21 protein-coding genes and 1 tRNA gene are annotated in these 19,366 nt (G+C 68.0%); 12 read left to right on the top strand and 10 right to left on the bottom strand.

The window, feature by feature from the left end:
• Positions 1–282 precede the first annotated feature (282 nt).
• Genes FAZ79_RS05260 through rpoE form a run of 4 tightly spaced genes read right to left on the bottom strand, consistent with a single transcriptional unit; the run spans position 283 to position 3,201 of the window.
• On the bottom strand, positions 283–777 hold the full coding sequence (locus FAZ79_RS05260) for a SoxR reducing system RseC family protein (RefSeq protein WP_136866932.1): 495 nt from the start codon (positions 775–777) through the stop codon (positions 283–285).
• Positions 777–1,862 (bottom strand): MucB/RseB C-terminal domain-containing protein, encoded by a 1,086-nt coding sequence (locus FAZ79_RS05265; protein ID WP_169303595.1) that lies wholly within the window; start codon positions 1,860–1,862, stop codon positions 777–779. The genes FAZ79_RS05260 and FAZ79_RS05265 overlap by 1 nt, the downstream gene beginning before the upstream one ends.
• Before the next feature lie 49 nt (positions 1,863–1,911).
• Positions 1,912–2,592 (bottom strand): hypothetical protein, encoded by a 681-nt coding sequence (locus FAZ79_RS05270; protein WP_136866934.1) that lies wholly within the window; start codon positions 2,590–2,592, stop codon positions 1,912–1,914.
• A gap of 18 nt (positions 2,593–2,610) precedes the next feature.
• Entirely contained in the window at positions 2,611–3,201 is a 591-nt protein-coding gene (gene rpoE, locus FAZ79_RS05275) for an RNA polymerase sigma factor RpoE (protein WP_136866935.1), read from the bottom strand.
• 270 nt (positions 3,202–3,471) lie between these two features.
• Between rpoE and nadB the strand changes: the two genes are divergently transcribed.
• A complete protein-coding gene (gene nadB / locus FAZ79_RS05280) occupies positions 3,472–5,142 on the top strand; it encodes an L-aspartate oxidase (protein WP_136866936.1) in 1,671 nt (556 codons plus the stop codon).
• A 93-nt stretch (positions 5,143–5,235) separates the two neighbouring features.
• On the opposite strand, the gene pal is transcribed toward nadB, so the two are convergent.
• Positions 5,236–5,604 carry a peptidoglycan-associated lipoprotein Pal gene (pal, locus tag FAZ79_RS05285; RefSeq protein ID WP_211238798.1) on the bottom strand — a complete coding sequence of 123 codons (369 nt, stop codon included), beginning with the start codon at positions 5,602–5,604 and terminating at the stop codon, positions 5,236–5,238.
• A gap of 385 nt (positions 5,605–5,989) precedes the next feature.
• Between pal and FAZ79_RS05290 the strand changes: the two genes are divergently transcribed.
• The 11 genes from FAZ79_RS05290 (at position 5,990) to FAZ79_RS05340 (ending at position 15,089) form a co-directional block, all read left to right on the top strand.
• Positions 5,990–6,080 (top strand) — tRNA-Ser (locus FAZ79_RS05290).
• Positions 6,081–6,224: 144 nt separating this feature from the next.
• Complete coding sequence (locus tag FAZ79_RS05295) at positions 6,225–6,461, top strand: phosphopantetheine-binding protein (protein WP_136866937.1); 237 nt, start codon at positions 6,225–6,227, stop codon at positions 6,459–6,461.
• The gene (locus tag FAZ79_RS05300; protein ID WP_136866938.1) at positions 6,454–7,719 is read left to right on the top strand and encodes a beta-ketoacyl-[acyl-carrier-protein] synthase family protein; all 1,266 of its coding nucleotides are present in this window, start codon (positions 6,454–6,456) and stop codon (positions 7,717–7,719) included. The genes FAZ79_RS05295 and FAZ79_RS05300 overlap by 8 nt, the downstream gene beginning before the upstream one ends.
• 116 nt (positions 7,720–7,835) lie before the next feature.
• Positions 7,836–8,084 (top strand): phosphopantetheine-binding protein, encoded by a 249-nt coding sequence (locus tag FAZ79_RS05305; RefSeq protein WP_269321154.1) that lies wholly within the window; start codon positions 7,836–7,838, stop codon positions 8,082–8,084.
• Positions 8,051–8,761, top strand: a complete 711-nt coding sequence (locus tag FAZ79_RS05310; RefSeq protein ID WP_136866940.1) for a hypothetical protein — start codon at positions 8,051–8,053, stop codon at positions 8,759–8,761. Before FAZ79_RS05305 ends, FAZ79_RS05310 begins: the two co-directional genes overlap by 34 nt.
• Positions 8,758–10,209: an AMP-binding protein gene (locus FAZ79_RS05315; RefSeq protein ID WP_136866941.1), complete on the top strand. Its 1,452-nt coding sequence runs from the start codon at positions 8,758–8,760 to the stop codon at positions 10,207–10,209. Before FAZ79_RS05310 ends, FAZ79_RS05315 begins: the two co-directional genes overlap by 4 nt.
• A complete protein-coding gene (locus tag FAZ79_RS05320) occupies positions 10,209–10,595 on the top strand; it encodes a hypothetical protein (RefSeq protein ID WP_136866942.1) in 387 nt (128 codons plus the stop codon). Before FAZ79_RS05315 ends, FAZ79_RS05320 begins: the two co-directional genes overlap by 1 nt.
• Entirely contained in the window at positions 10,592–11,557 is a 966-nt protein-coding gene (locus FAZ79_RS05325; protein WP_211238799.1) for an acyl-CoA synthetase, read from the top strand. The genes FAZ79_RS05320 and FAZ79_RS05325 overlap by 4 nt, the downstream gene beginning before the upstream one ends.
• The gene (locus FAZ79_RS05330) at positions 11,554–12,192 is read left to right on the top strand and encodes an outer membrane lipoprotein carrier protein LolA (RefSeq protein WP_136866943.1); all 639 of its coding nucleotides are present in this window, start codon (positions 11,554–11,556) and stop codon (positions 12,190–12,192) included. The genes FAZ79_RS05325 and FAZ79_RS05330 overlap by 4 nt, the downstream gene beginning before the upstream one ends.
• A complete protein-coding gene (locus tag FAZ79_RS05335) occupies positions 12,189–14,585 on the top strand; it encodes an MMPL family transporter (RefSeq protein WP_136866944.1) in 2,397 nt (798 codons plus the stop codon). The genes FAZ79_RS05330 and FAZ79_RS05335 overlap by 4 nt, the downstream gene beginning before the upstream one ends.
• A gap of 3 nt (positions 14,586–14,588) precedes the next feature.
• The gene (locus FAZ79_RS05340; protein ID WP_136866945.1) at positions 14,589–15,089 is read left to right on the top strand and encodes a hypothetical protein; all 501 of its coding nucleotides are present in this window, start codon (positions 14,589–14,591) and stop codon (positions 15,087–15,089) included.
• 29 nt (positions 15,090–15,118) lie between these two features.
• Here FAZ79_RS05340 and FAZ79_RS05345 read toward each other — a convergent pair whose 3' ends face one another.
• The 5 genes from FAZ79_RS05345 to FAZ79_RS11470 form a co-directional block, all read right to left on the bottom strand.
• Complete coding sequence (locus FAZ79_RS05345) at positions 15,119–15,850, bottom strand: polysaccharide deacetylase family protein (RefSeq protein ID WP_169303596.1); 732 nt, start codon at positions 15,848–15,850, stop codon at positions 15,119–15,121.
• A 66-nt stretch (positions 15,851–15,916) separates the two neighbouring features.
• On the bottom strand, positions 15,917–16,660 hold the full coding sequence (fabG, locus tag FAZ79_RS05350) for a 3-oxoacyl-ACP reductase FabG (RefSeq protein WP_136866947.1): 744 nt from the start codon (positions 16,658–16,660) through the stop codon (positions 15,917–15,919).
• Positions 16,650–17,480, bottom strand: coding sequence for a beta-ketoacyl synthase chain length factor (locus tag FAZ79_RS05355; RefSeq protein WP_136866948.1), 831 nt, complete (start codon positions 17,478–17,480; stop codon positions 16,650–16,652). Before FAZ79_RS05355 ends, fabG begins: the two co-directional genes overlap by 11 nt.
• Positions 17,477–18,685 carry a beta-ketoacyl-[acyl-carrier-protein] synthase family protein gene (locus FAZ79_RS05360; RefSeq protein WP_136866993.1) on the bottom strand — a complete coding sequence of 403 codons (1,209 nt, stop codon included), beginning with the start codon at positions 18,683–18,685 and terminating at the stop codon, positions 17,477–17,479. Before FAZ79_RS05360 ends, FAZ79_RS05355 begins: the two co-directional genes overlap by 4 nt.
• A gap of 23 nt (positions 18,686–18,708) precedes the next feature.
• The gene (locus FAZ79_RS11470; protein WP_169303597.1) at positions 18,709–19,353 is read right to left on the bottom strand and encodes a phosphatase PAP2 family protein; all 645 of its coding nucleotides are present in this window, start codon (positions 19,351–19,353) and stop codon (positions 18,709–18,711) included.
• Positions 19,354–19,366 lie beyond the last annotated feature (13 nt).

Below are 19,366 nucleotides of genomic sequence, written 5' to 3' on the forward strand. Positions count from 1 at the left end.
AGCCCCGTCCGGGCGGGCCTCCAAGGGCCCATCTGCGGCGTCGCGGGGTTCGTCCGTGAACCCCGCCCTTCGGGCCGGCTCGCGCCGGCCGGATCGGCGTCGTGCCGATCCGGTCCAGCCCTTGTAAAGGGCGACGGCCCTTCACGGCGGACTGCGCCTTGCATCTGGGCCCTTGGAGGTCCCGCAGAGACGTCATCGATTCGTGCAGAGTTTCCCCTAGCTTACTTCGAATCGTTACGGATAAAAATCAATCTGTTAGATCAAACGGCTAAAGCCGATCCACTAGGGGCGCTGATCCGCCGAGGATGGGGCCTGGCGGAAGGTGATCTCGTGGAGGACGGGAAAGAAGGCACCCGAACGGGCCTGTCGTTGCTGGCGGGCTCGGACAAGCCACAGACTGCTGGCCAGCCCGCCGACCGCACCCAGTGCCGTCAGCCATTCGCGACCGAATGCCGCCTCGGCCAGCAGTGCACCGAGCAACAGGCCGAGCAACGGCGCGAGGTACAGCCACAGGGAGGCGATCAGCACGGCGCGCTGGGAGAGCGCGATCACCACGTGATCACCGACCGCGAGCGTCTCCTCGGTGGGCAGGTAGAGCTGGTGACGCGGCAGGCGAAACAACCGCTGGAAGACGCTGACACCACAACCGCGACCATCACGACAATTGGCGCAGCCACTCTGCCCCTCGGACTCCAACCAGACACCACCGGGCTCCACGGCCACCACACGAGCGGATTCGAGCATCGGCTGATCGATCGCGGCGGGATGGTTTTCCATCACTCGCCCGAGGGGCCCTCGCCTGCCTCGTCACCGGGGAGGGACGCGCGCACCGTGTTTTCGACCAGGGCCTCGACGGTTGCCGAGGGCACGTCGCCGATGGCGGTGATGCGCACGTTGTCGACGCTGCGTGCGGCCATGGTCATGCCCTGATCGGTACGTGTCACCTGGCGCGCGGCATCCCCGTCGCGCTTTTCGACAAACACCGACGCGGTGGCCAGACCGTCGGTGACCACCATGTGCTCGAAGTACTGCCCGGTCACCGGGTTTCGTCGCCAGCTGCGCGAGCGGATCTCGAAGCCGGCGGGCAGCGGATCGACCACCCAGCCGTTTTGGCGGATCGGCGCCTGCTCGACCGGTTCGCCGCCCAGCTCGATCTGCTCGAAGTCGGACTCAAGCCCGGCCAGCAGTTCATCCTGGAAGGTCAGTTCCACCGAATCGAGCGGCTCGACCTGGGTGAACTGGTTGTGCTCGATGGGCCGACCGCCCTCGTCGTAGATGCTCATGCGCAGCAGCAGCGGCTCCTGCTCGCCGATGCAGAGCTTGTAGCCGTAGCGATAGTCATCGCGTGGCACCACGGCCATCAGGTTGCAGTTCACGCCGGCCACCCGGCTGCCGCCCAGATCGATCAGGCGATAATCGTCCTCGAGGTCGTCGATGGCCTCGAAACGCTCACCGGAGAGTCGACTGTTGATGTTCGGGTAGTCGCCGAGCATGACCTGGCGACGCTCCGGCCACAGGCAGGCGCAACGGTCACCGAGCCGACGAATCTCGCGCACCTCGCCGTTCTCGGAAACCAGCAACTCGACGCGTTCCCCGTCGACCTGCCGGTGCACCACGCGCATCAGGTCGATCTGGTCGCCCCGAATGTGAATGAACCGCCCCCCGTAGGTGCGGCTGGCCATCGCATCGACCATGGCCCGCACGCGGTCGCGCAGGGTCTCCGTACCGGCCTGCCCCCCGGACGCCTCTGGGGTTTCCAGGCTAGTGGGCGCCTCGGGCTCGGCCGGCAGCGCCTTGAGCAGCGGCTCGGCCCGAGCCGGAGAACAACAGAAGGCCACCCCCGCCAAAACGAAGGTGGCCATCGAAAAACGCTGTGGGAAAGGCAACCGCAATGCTCGCATCACGCCTCGCTTACTTTTGATCAAAGGTCGCTGCACGCGCCTCGGGGCCGGTGGTACCGAACTCGGGCGACGCCATGCGGTAATGCGTCACCACGTACGGATCCGGGCCGGAGTTGCTTCGCCCCGTCGCCCAGTCAGGCAGTTTGGAGGCATTGGCCGGCGCCGTCGAGGCCTGGACGACGCGACTCTGCTGCGGGTTGCTCGCGACCGCGGCCGGCGAGACATCCTTCGGCAGTTCCTGCGCGTTGAGCGACGCCATGACGGCTCGATCGTTTTCGGTCGGCCCCTCGGCCTGCATCGGCTCGATGCCGGCGCGATCGCCGGTCGAGAGGGTCAGCCCGACCGCCGTGACCGCGGCGAACAGGGAGGCGGCGATCGCGCCCTGCCAGATACGACGGTGACGCCACGACCGCGCCGAGTCCAGAGAGACCACCTTGCCGCCGCCGGGTCGCTCGTTCTCGGGGATCTCGTCGAGGCGGGCGTTGATCGAGTCGAGCAGGTCGCGTGTTTCCAAGGACTCGCCACGCAGACGGCTACCGATCAGTTCGTAACTGCGGGTGCGCGATCGAACGCCTTCCACGTCGGACAGGAGCGTGTCGAGCTCCGAATCGTCCGCCCGCCATTCGTCGTCCCACCATTGGGAAACGGTGTCCCGGAGGGTCGTCGATTCGTTTGCGTGCCGTTGCTTCATACCGTTGCCACCTACCATTTAACCGCCCTTGAGCGACTCGATCGATTGCTCGATTGCTTCACGGGCGCGGAAAATCCTCGACCGTACCGTTCCGATCGGGCAGTCCATTACCGACGCGATCTCGTCGTAACTCAGCCCTTCCATCTCCCGCAACGTCAAGGCCGTGCGCAGATCCTCGGGCAGATCGGAGATCGCCTGGTCAATGGCTGCCTTGAGTTCCTCGGTCGCCGCCAGCGCATCCGGCGTTCCACCGTCGCGCAGCGCCTCGGGCTCGATCATTGGTTCGTCTGACTCATCGGAGCCGCCGGAGTTCAACGACACCATGTAGCCGCCGCGCGCGTCCGAGGCAAGCTGGTTCTTCGCCGTGTTGACCGCGATGCGGTAGATCCAGGTGTAGAAGGCGCTGTCGCCGCGGAACCGTTCGAGCGCCCGGTAGGCCTTGATAAAGGTTTCCTGAGCAAGATCAAAGACTTGCTCGGGATCTCGAATGTAACGCGCGATCAGGCGCTGCACGCGGTGTTGGTATTTCAGGACCAGGAGATCGAAGGCTCGCCGGTCACCCTTGCGGGCGCGGGCCACCAGGGCCTTGTCGTTCTCCTCGGCGCTCATTTCCGTATCCGGTCCTGCCTGCGTGCAAATCAAATGGAGGGAAGTCGAATGTCGGGTTGCCGGCGAGACCGACCCCGTCGTCGATCGAAACCGGGGCAAGATGGCCCCGTTCAAGATGGCCGTTTACGCCATGCTTGTCCCGCGCCGCCCTTCCCGAAGGGCTCGAGCACGTATACTCGCCGAACGACATTGTATCGAAAACCCGCGTGACAGGCATATGCCGCCACCCGCATCTGTCCGGGGCGGCGAAAGGAGGAATCCGAAAGCCACATGAGCGAACTGAGCGACCACACCACCCTGCACAGCGACGTCCTGATCATCGGTTCGGGCGCCGCTGGCCTCGCCATGGCCCTGCGCCTGCCGAGCCACCTGAGCGTGCTGGTGATCAGCAAGGGCGAACTGGTTGGCGGCAGCACCCCCTGGGCCCAGGGCGGTATCGCCGCGGCCCTCGGTGGCGACACGGACATTGAGCAGCACGTCGAGGACACGATCAAGGCCGGCGCCGGGCTGCCCGAGCGCGAGGTGGTCGAACGCGTGGTCCAGGCCGGCCCCGAACAGATCGAGTGGCTCGAATCGCTCGACATGCCGTTCACCCATGACCGGAACGACCCGGAACGCCTGCACCTGACACGGGAAGGCGGCCACAGTCAGCGCCGGGTCGCGCACGCCGCCGATCACACCGGGCGCTCGCTGATGGAGACGCTGGTCGACGCGGTGCGCGCCAGGCAAAACGTCACCGTGCTCGAGCATCACAACGCGGTCGACCTGATCACCGCGCGCCGGCTGGGCGAGACCCGGGATGCCTGCCTCGGCGCCTACGTGCTGGACATCGACAACGACCGCGTGATCACCGTCAGGGCACGCCACACGGCCCTGGCCACGGGCGGCGCGGCCAAGGCCTACCTGTTCACCACCAATCCCGACGGCGCCACCGGCGACGGCATCGCCATGGGCTGGCGGGCCGGCTGCCGCGTGTCGAACATGGAATTCATCCAGTTCCACCCCACCTGCCTGTACGAGCCGCGCGCCAAGTCATTCCTGATCAGCGAGGCGGTGCGCGGCGAAGGCGGTGTGCTGCTGCGCCCGGATGGCAGCCGATTCATGCCCGACCACCACCCGGATGCCGAGCTTGCGCCCCGTGACATCGTCGCCCGTGCCATCGACGCCGAGATCAAGCGCCTGGGCATCGACTGCGTCTACCTCGACATCAGTTTCAAGGGTCGGGACTTCATCGAGACCCACTTCCCGATGATCCACGCCCGCTGCCTCGAGTTCGGCTACGACATGACCCGCGAGCCCCTGCCCGTGGTGCCTGCTGCCCACTACACCTGCGGCGGCGTCATGGTCGACGAACACGGCCAGACTGACATCGACAACCTCTACGCGATCGGCGAAACCGCTCATACGGGCCTGCACGGCGCGAACCGGCTCGCCAGCAACTCCCTGCTCGAGTGCCTCGTTTTCGCCCAGGCCGCGGCCGAACGGATCGCGAGCGATCCCGAGTCCGGGCAGCGCGCCCACCCGCCCATCCCCGCCTGGGACGAAAGCCAGGTCACCGACCCGGACGAGGCCGTGGTGGTCACGCACAACTGGGACGAGCTGCGCCGCAGCATGTGGAGCTACGTCGGCATCGTGCGCACCACCAAGCGCCTGTACCGCGCCCGCGATCGGATCAATCTCCTGCGTCGCGAGATCCACGACTACTACGCGCATTTCCGGGTCAGCAACAACCTGATCGAGCTGCGCAACCTGGTGGAGGTGGCCGATCTGATCGTCCGCTCGGCGCTCACGCGCCACGAGAGCCGCGGCCTGCACTACAGCAAGGATTTCCCGCAGACCAATCCCCGCGCCGAGCATTTCAACACCGTGCTGATCCCGCCGCCGGCGCGCCCCTACCCGAGCGTACGCGACGGACACCGCGGCACCCCGCTGCAGGGCTGAGCCGAACGAAAGAAAGCCAGGCATATGCCTGGCTTTCTTGTTTCGAGCCGGACGGAACCGACTCGCCATCCTTAAGGGCGTTACTCCAAGGGCTTACTGACCGTACTCGATTACCGCGCGACGGTTCTTGGCCCAGGCGGATTCGCCGGTGCCGTCGACGGCCGGGCTCTCTTCGCCGTAGCTCACGGTATCGATCTGGCTCGAGGAAACACCGTAGGAAAGCAGCACGTCGCGTACGGCGTTGGCGCGCTTCTCGCCCAGCGCGATGTTGTACTCGCGGCTGCCGCGCTCGTCGGTGTGGCCTTCGATGACCACTTCACGGTTGCCGTTTTCCTTGAGGAAGTCGGCATTGGCTTGCAGCATGCCCTGGTACTGGCCGGCTACCGAGTACTCGTCGAAACCGAAGTAGACGATGCGCTCGCGCTCGACCGGCTGACCCTGGTACAGCTCGGATTCGCTCATGCCGCCCGCACCGCTCATGCCGGTGCTTTGTGCGCCATCGGCCGAAGCGGCATCACCGCTGCCGGCACCGTCTTCGGCGCCGGGCCCGGGGTGGAGCTACACGCGGACAGGACCACGGCCAGCGCGCCGACGGAAGCAAGATAGGACCAACGCATAATTCGATCTCCTTGAATTGGAATCATCATCACGAAACGGAAAAAACGATATCACAGCACCCGGCCGTTCAACCGTGCCGGGTTGCTGCGCTGTGACCGGCGCCACCGGGGCCGGTTCCCGACCGCCGGCTGCATTTTTGCGAACACACCACACGTTCTGTTGCATATTCACAACAGCGGATGGCCGACTTGACACCATCCGGCCGGATCGCGGAAGATGCGCGGGCTTCGGAGGGTTGGCAGAGCGGTTGAATGCACCGGTCTTGAAAACCGGCAAGGGTTAATAGCCCTTCCAGGGTTCGAATCCCTGACCCTCCGCCACCAGATTATCGGACGAACGAGACACCTCCGGGTGTCTTTTTTGTTTTCGAGCCAAGTCGACGCCGTCACCGTCGGGAATCTCGGGCCAGGGAATGGGTCGAATCAGGCGGCAACGGCGTGAGGCATTTATTCAGGAAGGATTGCATGCAGGCACTGGAAATCATCCGCACCGGCATCGCCGAGAACACGGACGTCGATCCGGCCACCATCACCCCCGAAAGCCGGCTCGACGAGCTCGGCGTCGATTCCTTCACCCTACTCGAGCTGATCTTCTCGCTCGAGGAACAGATGGAAATCGAACTCGGCAACGACGTCGGCACCCCCGAAACGATCCAGGACCTGATCGACATCCTCGAGCCTCACCTGCCGACCAATGGCTGACCCCACCGGCCAGCAACGGGTCGTCGTCACCGGTCTATCCATTCTCGATCCTCTCGGCGGGACCACCGAGGCGGTCTTCGAGCGCGCCCTCGCCGGCCAGTCCAGCGTGCGCCTGTACCCCTACGGCGACGAGACGATCGGCGGTTGCACCCCGGCCGTCTTCTTCGACCCGATCGATTTCGAGGCACGCCTCGGCAAGGCCACCTGCCGCAGCACCGACCCCTTCGCGCGCCTGGCCATTTTGGCCGCCGACGAGGCCTGGCAACACGCGCAGCTACCGTCGCCAGACGAGTCACCCGATCCGCGCGCCGGCGTCCACTGGGGTACCGCCCTGGGCGGCATCAACACCTTCGAGAACGGCTATCGCGCCTTCTGGAAGGAAGGCCGCAAACGGCTCTCGCCGATGTCGGTGGTCATGGGCATGAACAACGCCGCCGCCTCACAGATCGGCATCCGCTTCCGGCTCGGGGGCGTATCCGTGACCCATAGCGTGGCCTGCGCGTCGGCGGCCATCGCCATCGGCGAGGCCTACCAGCGCATCCGTGACGGCGAGATGGACCTGATGGTTGCCGGTGGCTCGGACCTGCCACTCGGCATCGGTGTATTGCGGGCCTGGGATGCGATGCACATGCTTGCCCCGGGAGACGACGAATCCGCCCACCGGGCCTGCCGCCCGTTTCACCCGGATCGCCGCGGGCTGGTGCTCGCCGAAGGAGCGGCCGCCTTCGTGCTCGAATCCAGGGAACACGCCGAGCGGCGTGGCGCGACGATCCTCGCGGAACTGGCCGGTTACGGCGCCTCCAACGATGCCAACCACGTGGTGCGCCCCGATCACCGCGGCCAGGTCCGCGCCATCCATGCCGCCCTGGACGATGCCGGGCTCGATCCCGACGCGATCGGCTACATCAACGCCCACGGCACCGCCACGACCGAGGGCGACGCGATCGAAGTGCGCGCCATTCGCGAATCGTTCGGCGACCAGCGCGCGAAGCGCCTGCCCGTCAGCGCCACCAAGGCGGTGCATGGGCACGCGATGGGCGCGACCGGCGCGATCGAGGCGGCACTGACCGTCCTGACGCTACAACAGGGTAAACTGCCGCCCACCGCGCACCTCGACCAACTCGATCCCGCCTGCGACGGGGTCGACCTGGTGCGCGACGCGGCCCGTTCCGCCCCGGAGATCCGCGCGGCGCTGTCGAACTCGTTTGCGTTCGGTGGGAGTAACGCCGTGCTCGCCTTCACCCGCGCCGAGGACTGAGCCCCGCGGATCTTATGACCGATCAACCGACTCGAACGATGACCGATAGCCCGATGAGCCCAGACTCGATGACCCAAGACTCGATGACAGACAATCACGACAACGCCGTCGACGCGCTGATCCCGGAAGTGGCCGCCGAGCTGGTCGAGGCCCTGAACCTCGACGAGACGCCCGAGGAAATCGATCCGGACGAGCCGTTGTTCGGTGACGGGCTGGGGCTCGATTCCATCGACGTGCTGGAAATCGCCCTGGTGGTCTCGAGACGCTACGGCCTGAACCTGCGCTCCGACGACGAGCGCAACGAGCAGATCTTCGCCTCACTGCGCAATCTATGCCGCTTCATCGCCGAGAATCGCAGCAAGTAACCGGCCCGTCGGCCGCCGCCCGCCTGCGTGGCTGGCTGATCGGCGCGATGCTGGTATTCAACCTGGTGTTCGCGCAGCTGTTCGCCGGGCAGGACCAGGTGTCCCTTGCCCAGGCGACGCTCGTCATCGCCCCGCTGGGCGTCATCCTCCTCGTCGTGCTCGCCTCGCGCCGGTCACCGCTGGCCGCCCCTTTCGTTGCCCTCACGCAACTCGGCATCATCACGCTCCTGGTCCTGGGCGTCGCGGCGCTCCTGAAACAACACATCTACCTGCTCTACCTGGTGCAGCACCTGGCCGTCCACGCCGCGTTGGCCTGGTTCTTTCTCGCCAGCCTGCGCCCGGGCCACGTGGCGGCCTGCACGCGCTTTGCCGCCCAGGTGCACGCCCACATGTCGCCGGCCCTGAACCGCTACACGCGGCAGATCACTTGGGCCTGGGGGCTGTTTTTCATCGCCAACGGTGTGGTTTCCGCCGGACTGATGATCATCGCCGGGCCGGCGGTCTGGGCCGACTACGCGATCTACGCCACCTTCCCGCTGGTCACCCTGATGTTCGTGCTGGAGTATCTCGTTCGGCTGCGCGTGCTGCCCCGCGAGGACCTGTCCAGCCCCTGGAGCGCGGTGATTGCCTACCGGCGCCACCTGCGTCAGGCCGCGGAACAACGGGCCCGTCCATGACCGATCGCCGCCCTCACGCCCCAACCCGTGACATCCCGTTGGTCCCGGACGGCGACCCGACGCGCGTGTTGCTGATCGACGGCGACCAACGCTGGACGGTTGCCGACGTGCTGGCAAGCGCCCGGGACCTCCAGGCGGCACTGCAGGCGCTGCCCGGCCCGGTCGAGCACCTGATCAACCTCGCCGCGCGCCGCGACCGGTTTCTCGTCGGCCTGGTCGCCGGCATCCTCGGCGCGCAGGTCAGCCTCATGCCCTCCACGCGCAGTCGCGGAGCCATCGAGGACCTGCTGGTCGACCACCCCGGCACGGTGATCCTGCACGACGGCGACGAACCACTGGACTCATCGTTCGGTCTCGAGGGGCAGCAGCTGACCATCCCGCCGCTGCGCCCGGCACGCATGCCGGCCGAGGCGATGCCGCGGATCCCCGGCGACCAACGGATCGCCCGCGTGTTCACGTCGGGGACGACCGGCAAGCCCAAAGGCCACGACAAGCACTGGGGTCGACTGGTCGAGAACGCCGGCGCGGCCGCCCGCGCCCTTGCTGTCGACGACGCGGACGACAGCCACTCGGACAGCGACGCGGTCCACGGACTGCACCTGCTCGGGACCGTCCCGTCGCAGCACATGTACGGCTTCGAGTCACTGATCCTGGCCGCGCTCTGCGGCGGGGCGACCCTGAGCGTCGACCAGCCGTTCTTCCCCGACGACATCGCCACCGCCCTGGGCAAGCTGCCCTCGCCGCGCATGCTGGTCACCACCCCCTATCACCTGCACCACCTGCTGGCCTCGGATGGCGACCGAACCAGCTGCGAGCAGGTCCTGTGTGCCACCGCCCCGCTGGATGCCGCGCTGGCCGAGCAGGCGGAACAGGCGCTCGGTTGCGCGCTCAAGGAGATCTACGGGTCGACCGAGACCGGCCAGGTCGCCGTTCGCCGTCCGACCCGCCAGCCCCATTGGCGGCTGATGGACGGCATCCGTCTCGAGCGACGTCCGGGCGGCGAGGTGATCGCCTCCGGTGGTCACATCGAACGCCCCGTCCCGCTGGCCGACTGCATCGAGCCGGTGGATGCCGGGCGCTTTCGCCTGGCCGGCCGGCTGGCCAACCAGGTCAACATCGCCGGCAAGCGCAGCTCGATCGAGCACCTCAATACCACGCTGCGCGCCATCGAGGGGGTGGAGGACGGCCTCTTCTTCCGACCGCAAGCAACCGACTGCGACGGCCGGCGACCCGAACGGCTCGCCGCGATCGTGCGCGCCCCCGGTCTGACCTCGGGGGTAATCCGTCAGGCGTTGCGGGAACACCTCGACCCGGTCTTTCTCCCTCGCCCGCTCGTGCTGGTCGAACAGATGCCGGTCAACGCCACCGGCAAGATCACGCGCGATGCCCTGGAGGCCATCCTGACCGACGGTAACGCCGCCGAGTTTTCCCGTCGGGACGCGAGTTGATGATCGACTCACCGCAACCGCTGGCCGAGTGGACGCCGTCGCCGGAGATGCCCGTGTTCCGCGGGCACTTCCCGGACAACCCGCTGTTGCCCGGCGCCATGCTGATCGACTGGGCCATGTCGGCGTACATCGATCGCCTCACGAACATGGCGGCCGGTCCGACTGACGGCGCGGACGGCGTGCCGGCCGCCACCATGGCCGTGCGCCAGGCCCGTTTTCCCGCCCCCGCGCGCCCGGGCATCCCGCTGCATCTCGAAACACAACCCGCACGCCGCGGCCGGACCCGGCTGCAGGTCGTCGCCACGCCCGCGTCTGGGGAGCGCCACGTGGTGCTCGACCTGTTGCTGGAAGCACGGCAAGGCAACGATCCGGAGGTGACCTCGTGAGTCGGGAGCACACCGCGGCGGCCCATTGGTGGACACGTCGGGAGCGTGGCCATCCGGCCTTGCTCCGCCTGATGGCGTTTGTCTCGCTGAAAGCCGGCAGGCGGGTGAGCCGGCTGTTGCTCGCGCCGATCAGCCTGTATTTCCTGCTGTTCGTACCGGCCGCACGCCGGGCCAGTCGCGATTTCCTCGGCCGGGTGCATGGCCGACCGGCCCGATGGGGCGAGGTCTACCGGCATTTCCACGATTTCGCCAGCACCATCCACGACCGGCTGTTCTTCCTGAGTGATCGCTTCGAGGCGTTCGAGGTCGAGGTGGTCGGGGCCGAGTGCTTCGATCCGCCCGACCCCGCCATTCTGGTCGGGGCGCACTTTGGCAGCTTCGACGTCCTGCGGGCCATGGGACGGTTCGAACGCGACCTGCCGATCAGCATGATGATGTACCCGGAAAACGCCCGGAAGATCCAGCAGGTACTCGAGGCGCTCAACCCCGAGCGGAGTCAGGACATCATCCCGTTGGGCCGCATCGACTCCATGCTCGAGGCCGGCACCCGCCTGGAACAGGGACACCTGGTCGGCATGCTCGCCGATCGCAGTCTCGAGGGTGACCCGATGGGCACCCGTCCGTTCCTCGGTCAACCGGCCCGCTTTGCGGTCGGCCCCTTCCGCATGGCCGCGATCCTCCGCCAGCGACTGTTGCTCATGGCCGGCATCTACCTGGGCGGCAACCGCTACCGGATCCACTTCGAGCCACTGGCCGATTTCCGCGATCTCCCGCGACGCAATCGTTCCCGCGCGGTCGATGAGGCCATGGACCGCTACGTCGACCGCCTGGAAACCCTGGTCCGGGCCTACCCGGGCAACTGGTTCAACTTCTACGATTTCTGGGGCGCCGAGCCTGAGCAGGAACAACCGCGGGATGAGCGAGAAACCGCCACCACGCCCCCATCGCAGGAGCGACCATGACCCCGATTCCGTCGATCGCGCGGCGGCTGCTTGCCCCGGCCCTGCTGCTTCCCGGCCTGCTGTGCCTGCCCTTGCCGACGCTGGCAATCGAGCTGGAGACGCTCGCCGCGGCCCTTGCCGCCCGGGGTGCGGACAGCACCACCTACGAGCAGACGCGCTATCTCAGCATCCTCGACGAGCCACTGGAATCCAGCGGCCGACTGGCCTTCGAGCCGCCCGACCGCCTGGTCCAGGAGCAACTCGCCCCGGAACCACGCACGCTCATCCTAGATGGCGAGGAAATGACCTATTCGGCGGCCGGGCGCGAGCGGGTCGTTTCGCTTGACGACTCGCCGCAAGGGGCGGCCCTCGCGGCCAGCCTGCGCGGCATCCTCAACGGTCAGGTCGAGGCATTGCGCGACGACTACGAACTGGTGCTGCGCGAACGTGCCGGGGATGGCTGGCAGTTGAACCTGCTGCCGTTGACCGAGGAACTGGCCGACCGCATTCGCCGAATCGAGGTGATCGGCCAGTTCCGCGACCAACGGGCCGAGGTCGAGCGAATGACGCTGGAATTTGCCAACGGTGACCGTAGCGTGATGCGCCTGGGCGTCCCGGCGGGGGATGCGCCCGATCGGGAGCCCACCTCGCCGTGACGCGCTTCCTCAGACCCACGCTCGTCATCGGCCTGTGGCTTTCGGTGCTGTTGCTGGCGGTCTATTCGATCACACAGACGCGCTTTACCGCGGACATGTCCGCCTTCCTGCCCGCCTCCCCCAGTCCGGAGCAACGGCTGCTGGTCGACCAGCTCCAACAGGGCGGCATCTCGCGCACCTTCCTGATCGGCATCGAGGGCGGCACGGCCGAACAACGGGCCGAGGCGAGCCGTGGGCTGCACGCGGCGCTCGCCGGCGACCCGGCCTTCACGAGCGTGCAGAACGGCGATGCGGGCGACCGCGAGCGAGCGCGGCGCTTCCTGTTCGAGCATCGCTACCTGCTCAGCCCCAAGGTCACCGACGCGCGCTTCTCGGTCGACGGGCTGCGGCAGGCCATCGGCCAGTCGATCGCCGATCTGAATTCCCCGCTCGGCGATGTCACCCGCGAGCTGTTTCCGCGCGACCCCACCGGGGAAATGCTGGCGCTGATCGACGGGCAATCAACCGGCACCGGACCAGACCGCTGCTGCGGGGTGTGGGCGGGCGCCGAACGGTCGACCATGCTGCTGGTCGCGCAGGCCAGCGCCTCCGGGTCGGATACCGACGGGCTCGCCCGGGCCGTGAATCGTATCGAGGCGGCATTCCACTCGATGCGCGATGACATCGCCCCATCCCTGCGCCTGGTGATTGCCGGCTCGCCCATGTTCGCGATCGAGGCACGCGACCGCATCAAGGCCGAGGTGACCCTGTTCACGACCATCAGCGTCGTGCTGGTCACCCTGGTCCTGCTGCTCGCCTATCGCTCGGTGCCCGTCTTGCTCGCCGGCTTGCTGCCCGTGGGCAGCGGGGTGGCCGTGGGGATCGCCGTGGTCGGCCTGGGATTCGACGAGGTCCACGGCATCACCATCGGGTTTGGCACCGCCCTGATGGGCGAGGCAATCGACTACAGCATCTACTATTTCGTCCAGTCGCGGCAGGGGGAGCGGGACACGACGCAGCCGGGCTCGACCAGCCGCGACTGGCTGACGACCTACTGGCCCACCGTGCGCCTCGGCCTGCTCACCTCGCTGATCGGGTTCGCCGCCCTGCTCTTCTCGGGATTCCCGGGCTTGATGCAGATCGGGCTCTACGCGATGACCGGCCTGCTGACCGCCGCACTGGTCACGCGGTTCGTGCTGCCGATCCTGGGGCCGAAACTGCCCCGGGCGGACATCGCTGGCCTGGGACGACGGCTCGCCCGCCCCGTCGCTTCCCTGCGCCGCCTACGGGTCCCGGCCGCCCTGCTGGGTGGGCTCGCCGTGATCGTGCTCGTCTGGCAGCACGATGGGCTCTGGCGCGACACGCTCTCCGGGCTCGCCCCGATCGATCCGCGCCTGGAGGCGACCGATGCCCGCCTGCGCGACGAGCTGGGCTCGCCGAGCCCGCGCCACCTCGTGGTGGTCCGGGGTGAGGATCGGGAGGCGGCCTTGCGCGCCGCCGAGCGCGTCACCGCGATCCTCGACAAGGAAATCGAGGCGGGCCGTCTGGCCGGGTATCGTTCGCCCACCTCGATCCTCCCCTCGCAGGCCACCCAGCAGGCCCGGCAGGGGGCCCTGCCCACCCGCGAGGAACTCGAGCGTCGACTGGATACCGCGCTGGCCGACCTGCCGGTATCGACCGACCGCCTCGGGGGATTCGTGGATGACGTGGTGCGCCAACGCGAGACGGACCTGATCGACCTGACGGCGCTCGAAGGCACCCCCTTGTGGCTGGCCGCCTCCGGTCAATTGCCGGAGGCCAGCGGGACCGACCCGTCGGTGGCCATGATTACCTTGCGCACGGCGGACAGCAGCACACCACTCGAGACCGGCGCGCTGCGCGAGGCGCTGTCCCCGGTCGAGTCCGCCGTGCTGATCGACATGCTCGCCGAATCCAACCGGCTCTACGGCCGCTACCTCCACACCACCCTGCTGGTCTCTCTACTGGGCGCGGCCGCGATCGTCCTGCTGTTGCTGTGGGTCCAGGCCAATCCTCGACACACGTTGCGCACCCTGCTGCCGATCACGCTGGCGATCGTGTTGGTGCTTGCCGGTCACGCTCTGCTCGGCGGACAACTGACCCTGCTGCACCTGGTCGGGCTGCTGCTGGTCGCGGCCATCGGTTCGAATTACGCGCTGTTCTTCCAGCCCCGGCCCAACGACGACACGGGCATTGATGCGCAACGCGATGCCCGCACACTGGCCTCCCTGACCCTGGCGACCGCGACCACCGTCTGCGCCTTCGGCGTGCTGGCGTTCTCGCACGTCCCCGTGCTGCAGGCGATCGGTGCGACCGTGGCGCCGGGGGCGCTTGCCGCCTGGCTGCTCGCCGCGATCTTTGCCGACACCCCGAACGCAACGACCCCGGATTCCTGAGCCATGCCGACGTCATCCGATTTCACGCACCTCGACGCCCACGCGATCGGCGAGCGCCTGCCGCACCAAGGCGCGGTATGCCAGCTCGAGCGCGTGTTGTCCTGCGGGGAGAACACGATCAGCTGCGAGACCCGCGCCCACCAGCGCCCTGACAACCCGTTGCGCCTAAATGAACGACTGGGCGTGTTCGCGGGTGTGGAAATGGCGGGCCAGGCGATGGCCCTGCACCTGGCATTGACGGCGACAGGCCAGCCGGACGAGGCGAGCGCAGAGGTGGTCGGGGACGGCGATCGGGACCGTCACCAGGCCCGCGAGGGCATGATCACGCGGGCCAGCGATCTCAACCCGCGCGTGCGGCGGCTCGATAATCTCCCCGATCCCCTGCGGATCGAGGTGACCTGCGAGGCACAGGTCGGCGAGATGGCGCGCTACCGGTTCTCAATAAGGCACCGGGAGACGGTGGCACTCGAAGGCGGTCTCTCGGTCCTGCTGAGCGGCGACTGAGCCCGCCCCCGCGCAGCGGGAAACAGCGCTCAAAGTCGGTCGGGGTCGAAGTCCACCAGGGGATATCCCGCCGCGACGATCGCATCCAGCCAGCGATCCAGGCAGTCCGCGGTGAGATCACGGATGTCGTGGAAGATCAGCAGCACCGGTCGGCTCGCGGTCCCACCCCCAGCATGCTGCCGTTCCAGGCGCGCGAGCAGCGTGTGGGCCACCTCGTCGCAGCCGGCGCGTGGATCGGCATCGCCGCTGGTCACCCCGCCCACGTCCACCAGACCGGCCCGTTTGCAGGCCGCCCGCCAGGCGGGTGTTCGAATCAGGTACGGCGCCCGGGCCAGGCGTACCGGCTGGACGCGCCACCCCGGCACCACCGCATCGGCCACCCGCTGCCATTCCGTCAATTGGGCAAGCACCCGCCGTTCGCGCCGGAACCAGGGCCAGCGGGGCCAGAAGTGCTCGGCGCCATGGTTGCCCAGCCAGTGGCCGTCGGCCACGATCCGCCGGGCGACCACGGGGTGGTCCTCCAGACCGCCCTTGTCGGTCCACCACTCGTAGGGGGCGAATAACAGGCGCCTGGCGAGCCAGCGGTTGGGATTGCGCGCCAGGGTGAAGAACGCGGCGCGCAGCGGATCATCCGGGTGGCCCAGACTCGCGCCACGACGGGCCAACACATCCAGCACCACCTCGGTCGAGCCCGAGCGGGGGCCGTCGTCGAAGCTGAGCATGACGGGTGGGCGGACATCCGTCGCGCGATCGCGGCTCATGACCCGACTCGTCGCCAGACACATGGCCCAACGGGTGACCTGAGTTGTCGGCAGCTCATGGCTCGCTCAGGTCATGCCGCCGTCGACGGCGATCACCTGGCCGCTAACGTACGACGCCCCCTCGCCGGCCAGGAACCCGACCACCTCGGCCACTTCCTCGGGACGACCGGCCCGCCGCATCGGGATGTGATCCTTCACGGCCTCGCTCGCCGCCGAGCCGTCGCTCATGGGCGTCTCGATCAATCCAGGGGCGACGGCGTTGACCAGCACGCCGCGCGAGGCCACCTCGCGCGACAGGGCCCGGGTCGCCCCGATCAGGCCGGCCTTGGCCGCGGCGTAATTGCTCTGGCCGCGGTTGCCGATCAGGCCACTGACCGAGGCGATGTTGATCACCCGGCCCCAGCGGGTACGAATCATGGGCAGCAGGACCGGCTGGGTCACATGGTGGAAGCCGTTGAGCGACACATCCACCACCGCCCGCCAGCGTGCCGCCGACATGCCCGCCAGCGGACCGTCATCGTGCATGCCGGCGTTGTTGACCAGCACCTGCACCGGCCGCTCGGCCAGGATCGGCGCCAGGGCGTTTTCCACCGCCTCGGGGTCGGTCACGTCGAAGGTGATCGCGGACGCTTCACCACCCCGTCCGCGCAATTGTTCGGCCAGGGCCTCGACCCGCTCGGGATTCCGGTTGGCGTGCAGCAACAGATCGAATCCGTCGGCGGCGAGCCGCCGGGCGATCGCCGCACCGATCGCCCCACTTGCCCCGGTGACCAGCGCGAGTCGCGCGGACTTAGTTTCCTTATCGATCATGATGTTGGGTCGCGTTATTCACTTGATAGTTGACCTCGAGCCCCTCGGTTCCGTCCATGACCAGATGCAGTTGCCGCGACTCGCCCCGGGCGATGGCATCCAGCAACGGCAGCAGGCGCCCGGCCGGCACGCCGCGGCGCATGCGCTCCCAGTCCGGGTGACCCAGGACGCCCTCGACCGGACCGTTTCCCTCGGCCATGCCGAGCGTCACTCGGTGGACGTCACCGGCTTGCGCCGGGGCAATAACCAGCCCGACGGCCATCGGCTCGGCGATCGGTTCGGCCCGGCACATCGGCTCGGGGAACGGCAGGTCATAGACGGCGAGCAGCACCGGTTGGTTCCCCAGCGTGGCCTGCATGGCGGCCTCGAGCAGACCCACGGCGGCGGTTTCGTGGTGCGCGGCGATCGCCGTGGCCGGCTCGCGTGCGCCCACCGCGATCGACCAGTAGCCCGAGGCCGCGTTGTGCACCGAGTTGTGAAAGCGGATCGGCGAGATCATGCGCTCGGGCTCGGCCAGCGAGGCGCAACTCTGGGTCAGCACCTCGGTATCCCCGGTCGACGAGGCGAACACCATGGGCAGGGTGGCCGGATCCAGGCCCGCGGACTCCACCGCCTCCCAGCAGGCCGTCATGGCCAGGCGCGTGCTCTTGCCGGCGCGGCGACGCTCCGTGCGCGGCAGGCGGTCGGCCTTCAGCGCCCGCCCGAGCTCGGCGAGCGGCATGTGCCCGGGTGCGTCACCGTCCCTGAGCGCCGCGGCCGCCTCGGTCCAGTCGGCGAGCGCGGCGCCCACAAAGCCGATGCCTCGAATCGAGAGGTTCATGCCGCCTCCTCCGCTCTGCCGAACAGCAGGCTGCAATTGTTGCCACCGAAGCCGAACGAGTTGCTCATCACGCACCGCGGTGCCATGTCGCGGTTGGCCAGCAGGTAGTCGGCGCTGAAGGCCGGGTCGCGGCGCTCGGTGTTGAGGGTACCCGGCAGGAAGCCGTGCTCGATCGCCAACACCCCCGTGACCAACCCGGTAATGCCGGCCGCACCCAGCGTGTGACCGGTCCAGCCCTTGGTCGAGGAGCAGGCCTGCCCGGGTCCGAAGACGGCCTCGAGCGCCCGATCCTCGGCGGCGTCGTTCACGCGACTGGCCGTCCCGTGCAGATTGACGTAATCCACCGTATCGGACCTTCTGCCGGCGGCGTCCAGGGCCCGGCGCATCGCGAGCTCCGCCCCCTTCCCCTCGGGGTGCGGCGAGGACATGTGGTGGGCATCAACGCTTTCGCCGACACCGAACAGGCAAAGCGATGACTCACCGCGGTTGGTGGCCGCCGGTGCGGGCTCGACCAGTGCAAAGCCGGCGGCCTCGCCAATGGAGATGCCGTCGCGTTCCACGTCGCCGGGGCGACAGGGCCCGGTCGAGGTCAGTTCCAGCGAGGCGAACCCGTACAGGGTGGTCAGGCAGAGGCTGTCCACGCCGCCAACCACCACCGCATCGCAGACGCCGGCGGCAATCAGTCGTTGCGCGCTGGCGAAGACCTTGCCGCTCGACGAACAGGCGGTGGACACCGCGTAGATCGGCCCGGCGAGCCCCAGGCGCTTGCGCAGGTAGCGCGGCGCGGAGGACAGCTCGTGCGTGGTGGCGTAATGGAGCGGGCTCGGCAACGCCCCGGTCGCCGGGTCGCGCTCGTGGAAGGCTAGCTCCGTGTGCAGGATGCCGGAGGTGCTGGTACCGAGCACCACGCCGATGCGATGGGCGCCGTAGCGTCGAACGGCCTCGGCTACCGCCTCGCCAAAGCCGTCCTGCTGTAGGGCGAGCTCGGCCAGCCGGTTGTTGCGGCAATCGTAATCGGCCAGGGCACTGGGCAGGGAAACCGATTCAAGCCCCGCGACCCGCCCGATCCACGTGGGCAGGTCCACGTCGAGGAAATCGCAGGGCGCCAGCGCGCCGCGACGCGCGCGCAAGGCGTCGAGCAATGCGCCCTTGCCCGGCCCGGCGGCCGTGGTGACCGTCAGGGCCGAGAGGGCGAGTGGCGGCAGCGGCCCGTTGGCCTCGTGCATGCTCATCGATCGACCTCGGGCGAGGATTGAGGGGAAACGCCGAGCCGGTCACGGGACGACTCGTCGCGCGCCATGGTCATACCCGCCGCCGAGAGCCGGTTGGCCGACAACCAGACGAAGGCGAGTGCCAGGATGACGCCGCCGACGACGTCCAGGAACACGTGCTGGGCGATCGCCAACGTGGAATAGACGATGCCCAGCGCCCACAGCGCCGAGACGACGCGCCACCAGTTCGGCATGCCGATGGAACGAATCAGGCGATCCATCCAGAAGGCGCTGAACAGGGCGGTGGCGACGTGCAGCGAGGGAAAGGCGTTACCGCTGCTGTCGACCGCGGCCAGCCAGGCGAAGGCCGGCTCACCGGCCCACAGGGTCGGATCCCGCTCGATGCTGGTGGGAAAGGCGAGGAACACCGCGAGTCCTGCCAGGCAGAGCGCGCCGATCGCGATCCCGTAGCGCACCAGGGTGGCCCGGTCGGGCATCAGGGCCGGCACCAGCGAGACGTAGACCCACAGCGAGGCATACAGGTAGAAAAAGGCCGGCTCGAACAGCACCTGCCGGTCGACCCACGTTTGCGGCATGACCAGGGGCTCGGTCACCGGCGCGGCCAGCAGGTGGAAGTAGGCCATGAAGAACAGGATCATCATCAGGGTCGTCCCA

This window comes from Guyparkeria sp. SB14A (assembly GCF_005096345.1).
GTDB classification, from domain to species: Bacteria; Pseudomonadota; Gammaproteobacteria; order Halothiobacillales; family Halothiobacillaceae; genus Guyparkeria; species Guyparkeria hydrothermalis.

Coding starts and splice junctions, on each gene's coding strand:
- FAZ79_RS05260 (WP_136866932.1), bottom strand. CDS start 777: ATGGAAAACCATCCCGCCGCGATCGATCAGCCGATGCTCGAATCCGCT.
- FAZ79_RS05265 (WP_169303595.1), bottom strand. CDS start 1,862: ATGGCCACCTTCGTTTTGGCGGGGGTGGCCTTCTGTTGTTCTCCGGCT.
- FAZ79_RS05270 (WP_136866934.1), bottom strand. CDS start 2,592: ATGAAGCAACGGCACGCAAACGAATCGACGACCCTCCGGGACACCGTT.
- rpoE (WP_136866935.1), bottom strand. CDS start 3,201: ATGAGCGCCGAGGAGAACGACAAGGCCCTGGTGGCCCGCGCCCGCAAG.
- nadB (WP_136866936.1), top strand. CDS start 3,472: ATGAGCGAACTGAGCGACCACACCACCCTGCACAGCGACGTCCTGATC.
- pal (WP_211238798.1), bottom strand. CDS start 5,604: ATGAGCGAATCCGAGCTGTACCAGGGTCAGCCGGTCGAGCGCGAGCGC.
- FAZ79_RS05295 (WP_136866937.1), top strand. CDS start 6,225: ATGCAGGCACTGGAAATCATCCGCACCGGCATCGCCGAGAACACGGAC.
- FAZ79_RS05300 (WP_136866938.1), top strand. CDS start 6,454: ATGGCTGACCCCACCGGCCAGCAACGGGTCGTCGTCACCGGTCTATCC.
- FAZ79_RS05310 (WP_136866940.1), top strand. CDS start 8,051: ATGCCGCTTCATCGCCGAGAATCGCAGCAAGTAACCGGCCCGTCGGCC.
- FAZ79_RS05315 (WP_136866941.1), top strand. CDS start 8,758: ATGACCGATCGCCGCCCTCACGCCCCAACCCGTGACATCCCGTTGGTC.
- FAZ79_RS05320 (WP_136866942.1), top strand. CDS start 10,209: ATGATCGACTCACCGCAACCGCTGGCCGAGTGGACGCCGTCGCCGGAG.
- FAZ79_RS05330 (WP_136866943.1), top strand. CDS start 11,554: ATGACCCCGATTCCGTCGATCGCGCGGCGGCTGCTTGCCCCGGCCCTG.
- FAZ79_RS05340 (WP_136866945.1), top strand. CDS start 14,589: ATGCCGACGTCATCCGATTTCACGCACCTCGACGCCCACGCGATCGGC.
- FAZ79_RS05345 (WP_169303596.1), bottom strand. CDS start 15,850: ATGAGCCGCGATCGCGCGACGGATGTCCGCCCACCCGTCATGCTCAGC.
- fabG (WP_136866947.1), bottom strand. CDS start 16,660: ATGATCGATAAGGAAACTAAGTCCGCGCGACTCGCGCTGGTCACCGGG.
- FAZ79_RS05355 (WP_136866948.1), bottom strand. CDS start 17,480: ATGAACCTCTCGATTCGAGGCATCGGCTTTGTGGGCGCCGCGCTCGCC.
- FAZ79_RS11470 (WP_169303597.1), bottom strand. CDS start 19,353: ATGATGATCCTGTTCTTCATGGCCTACTTCCACCTGCTGGCCGCGCCG.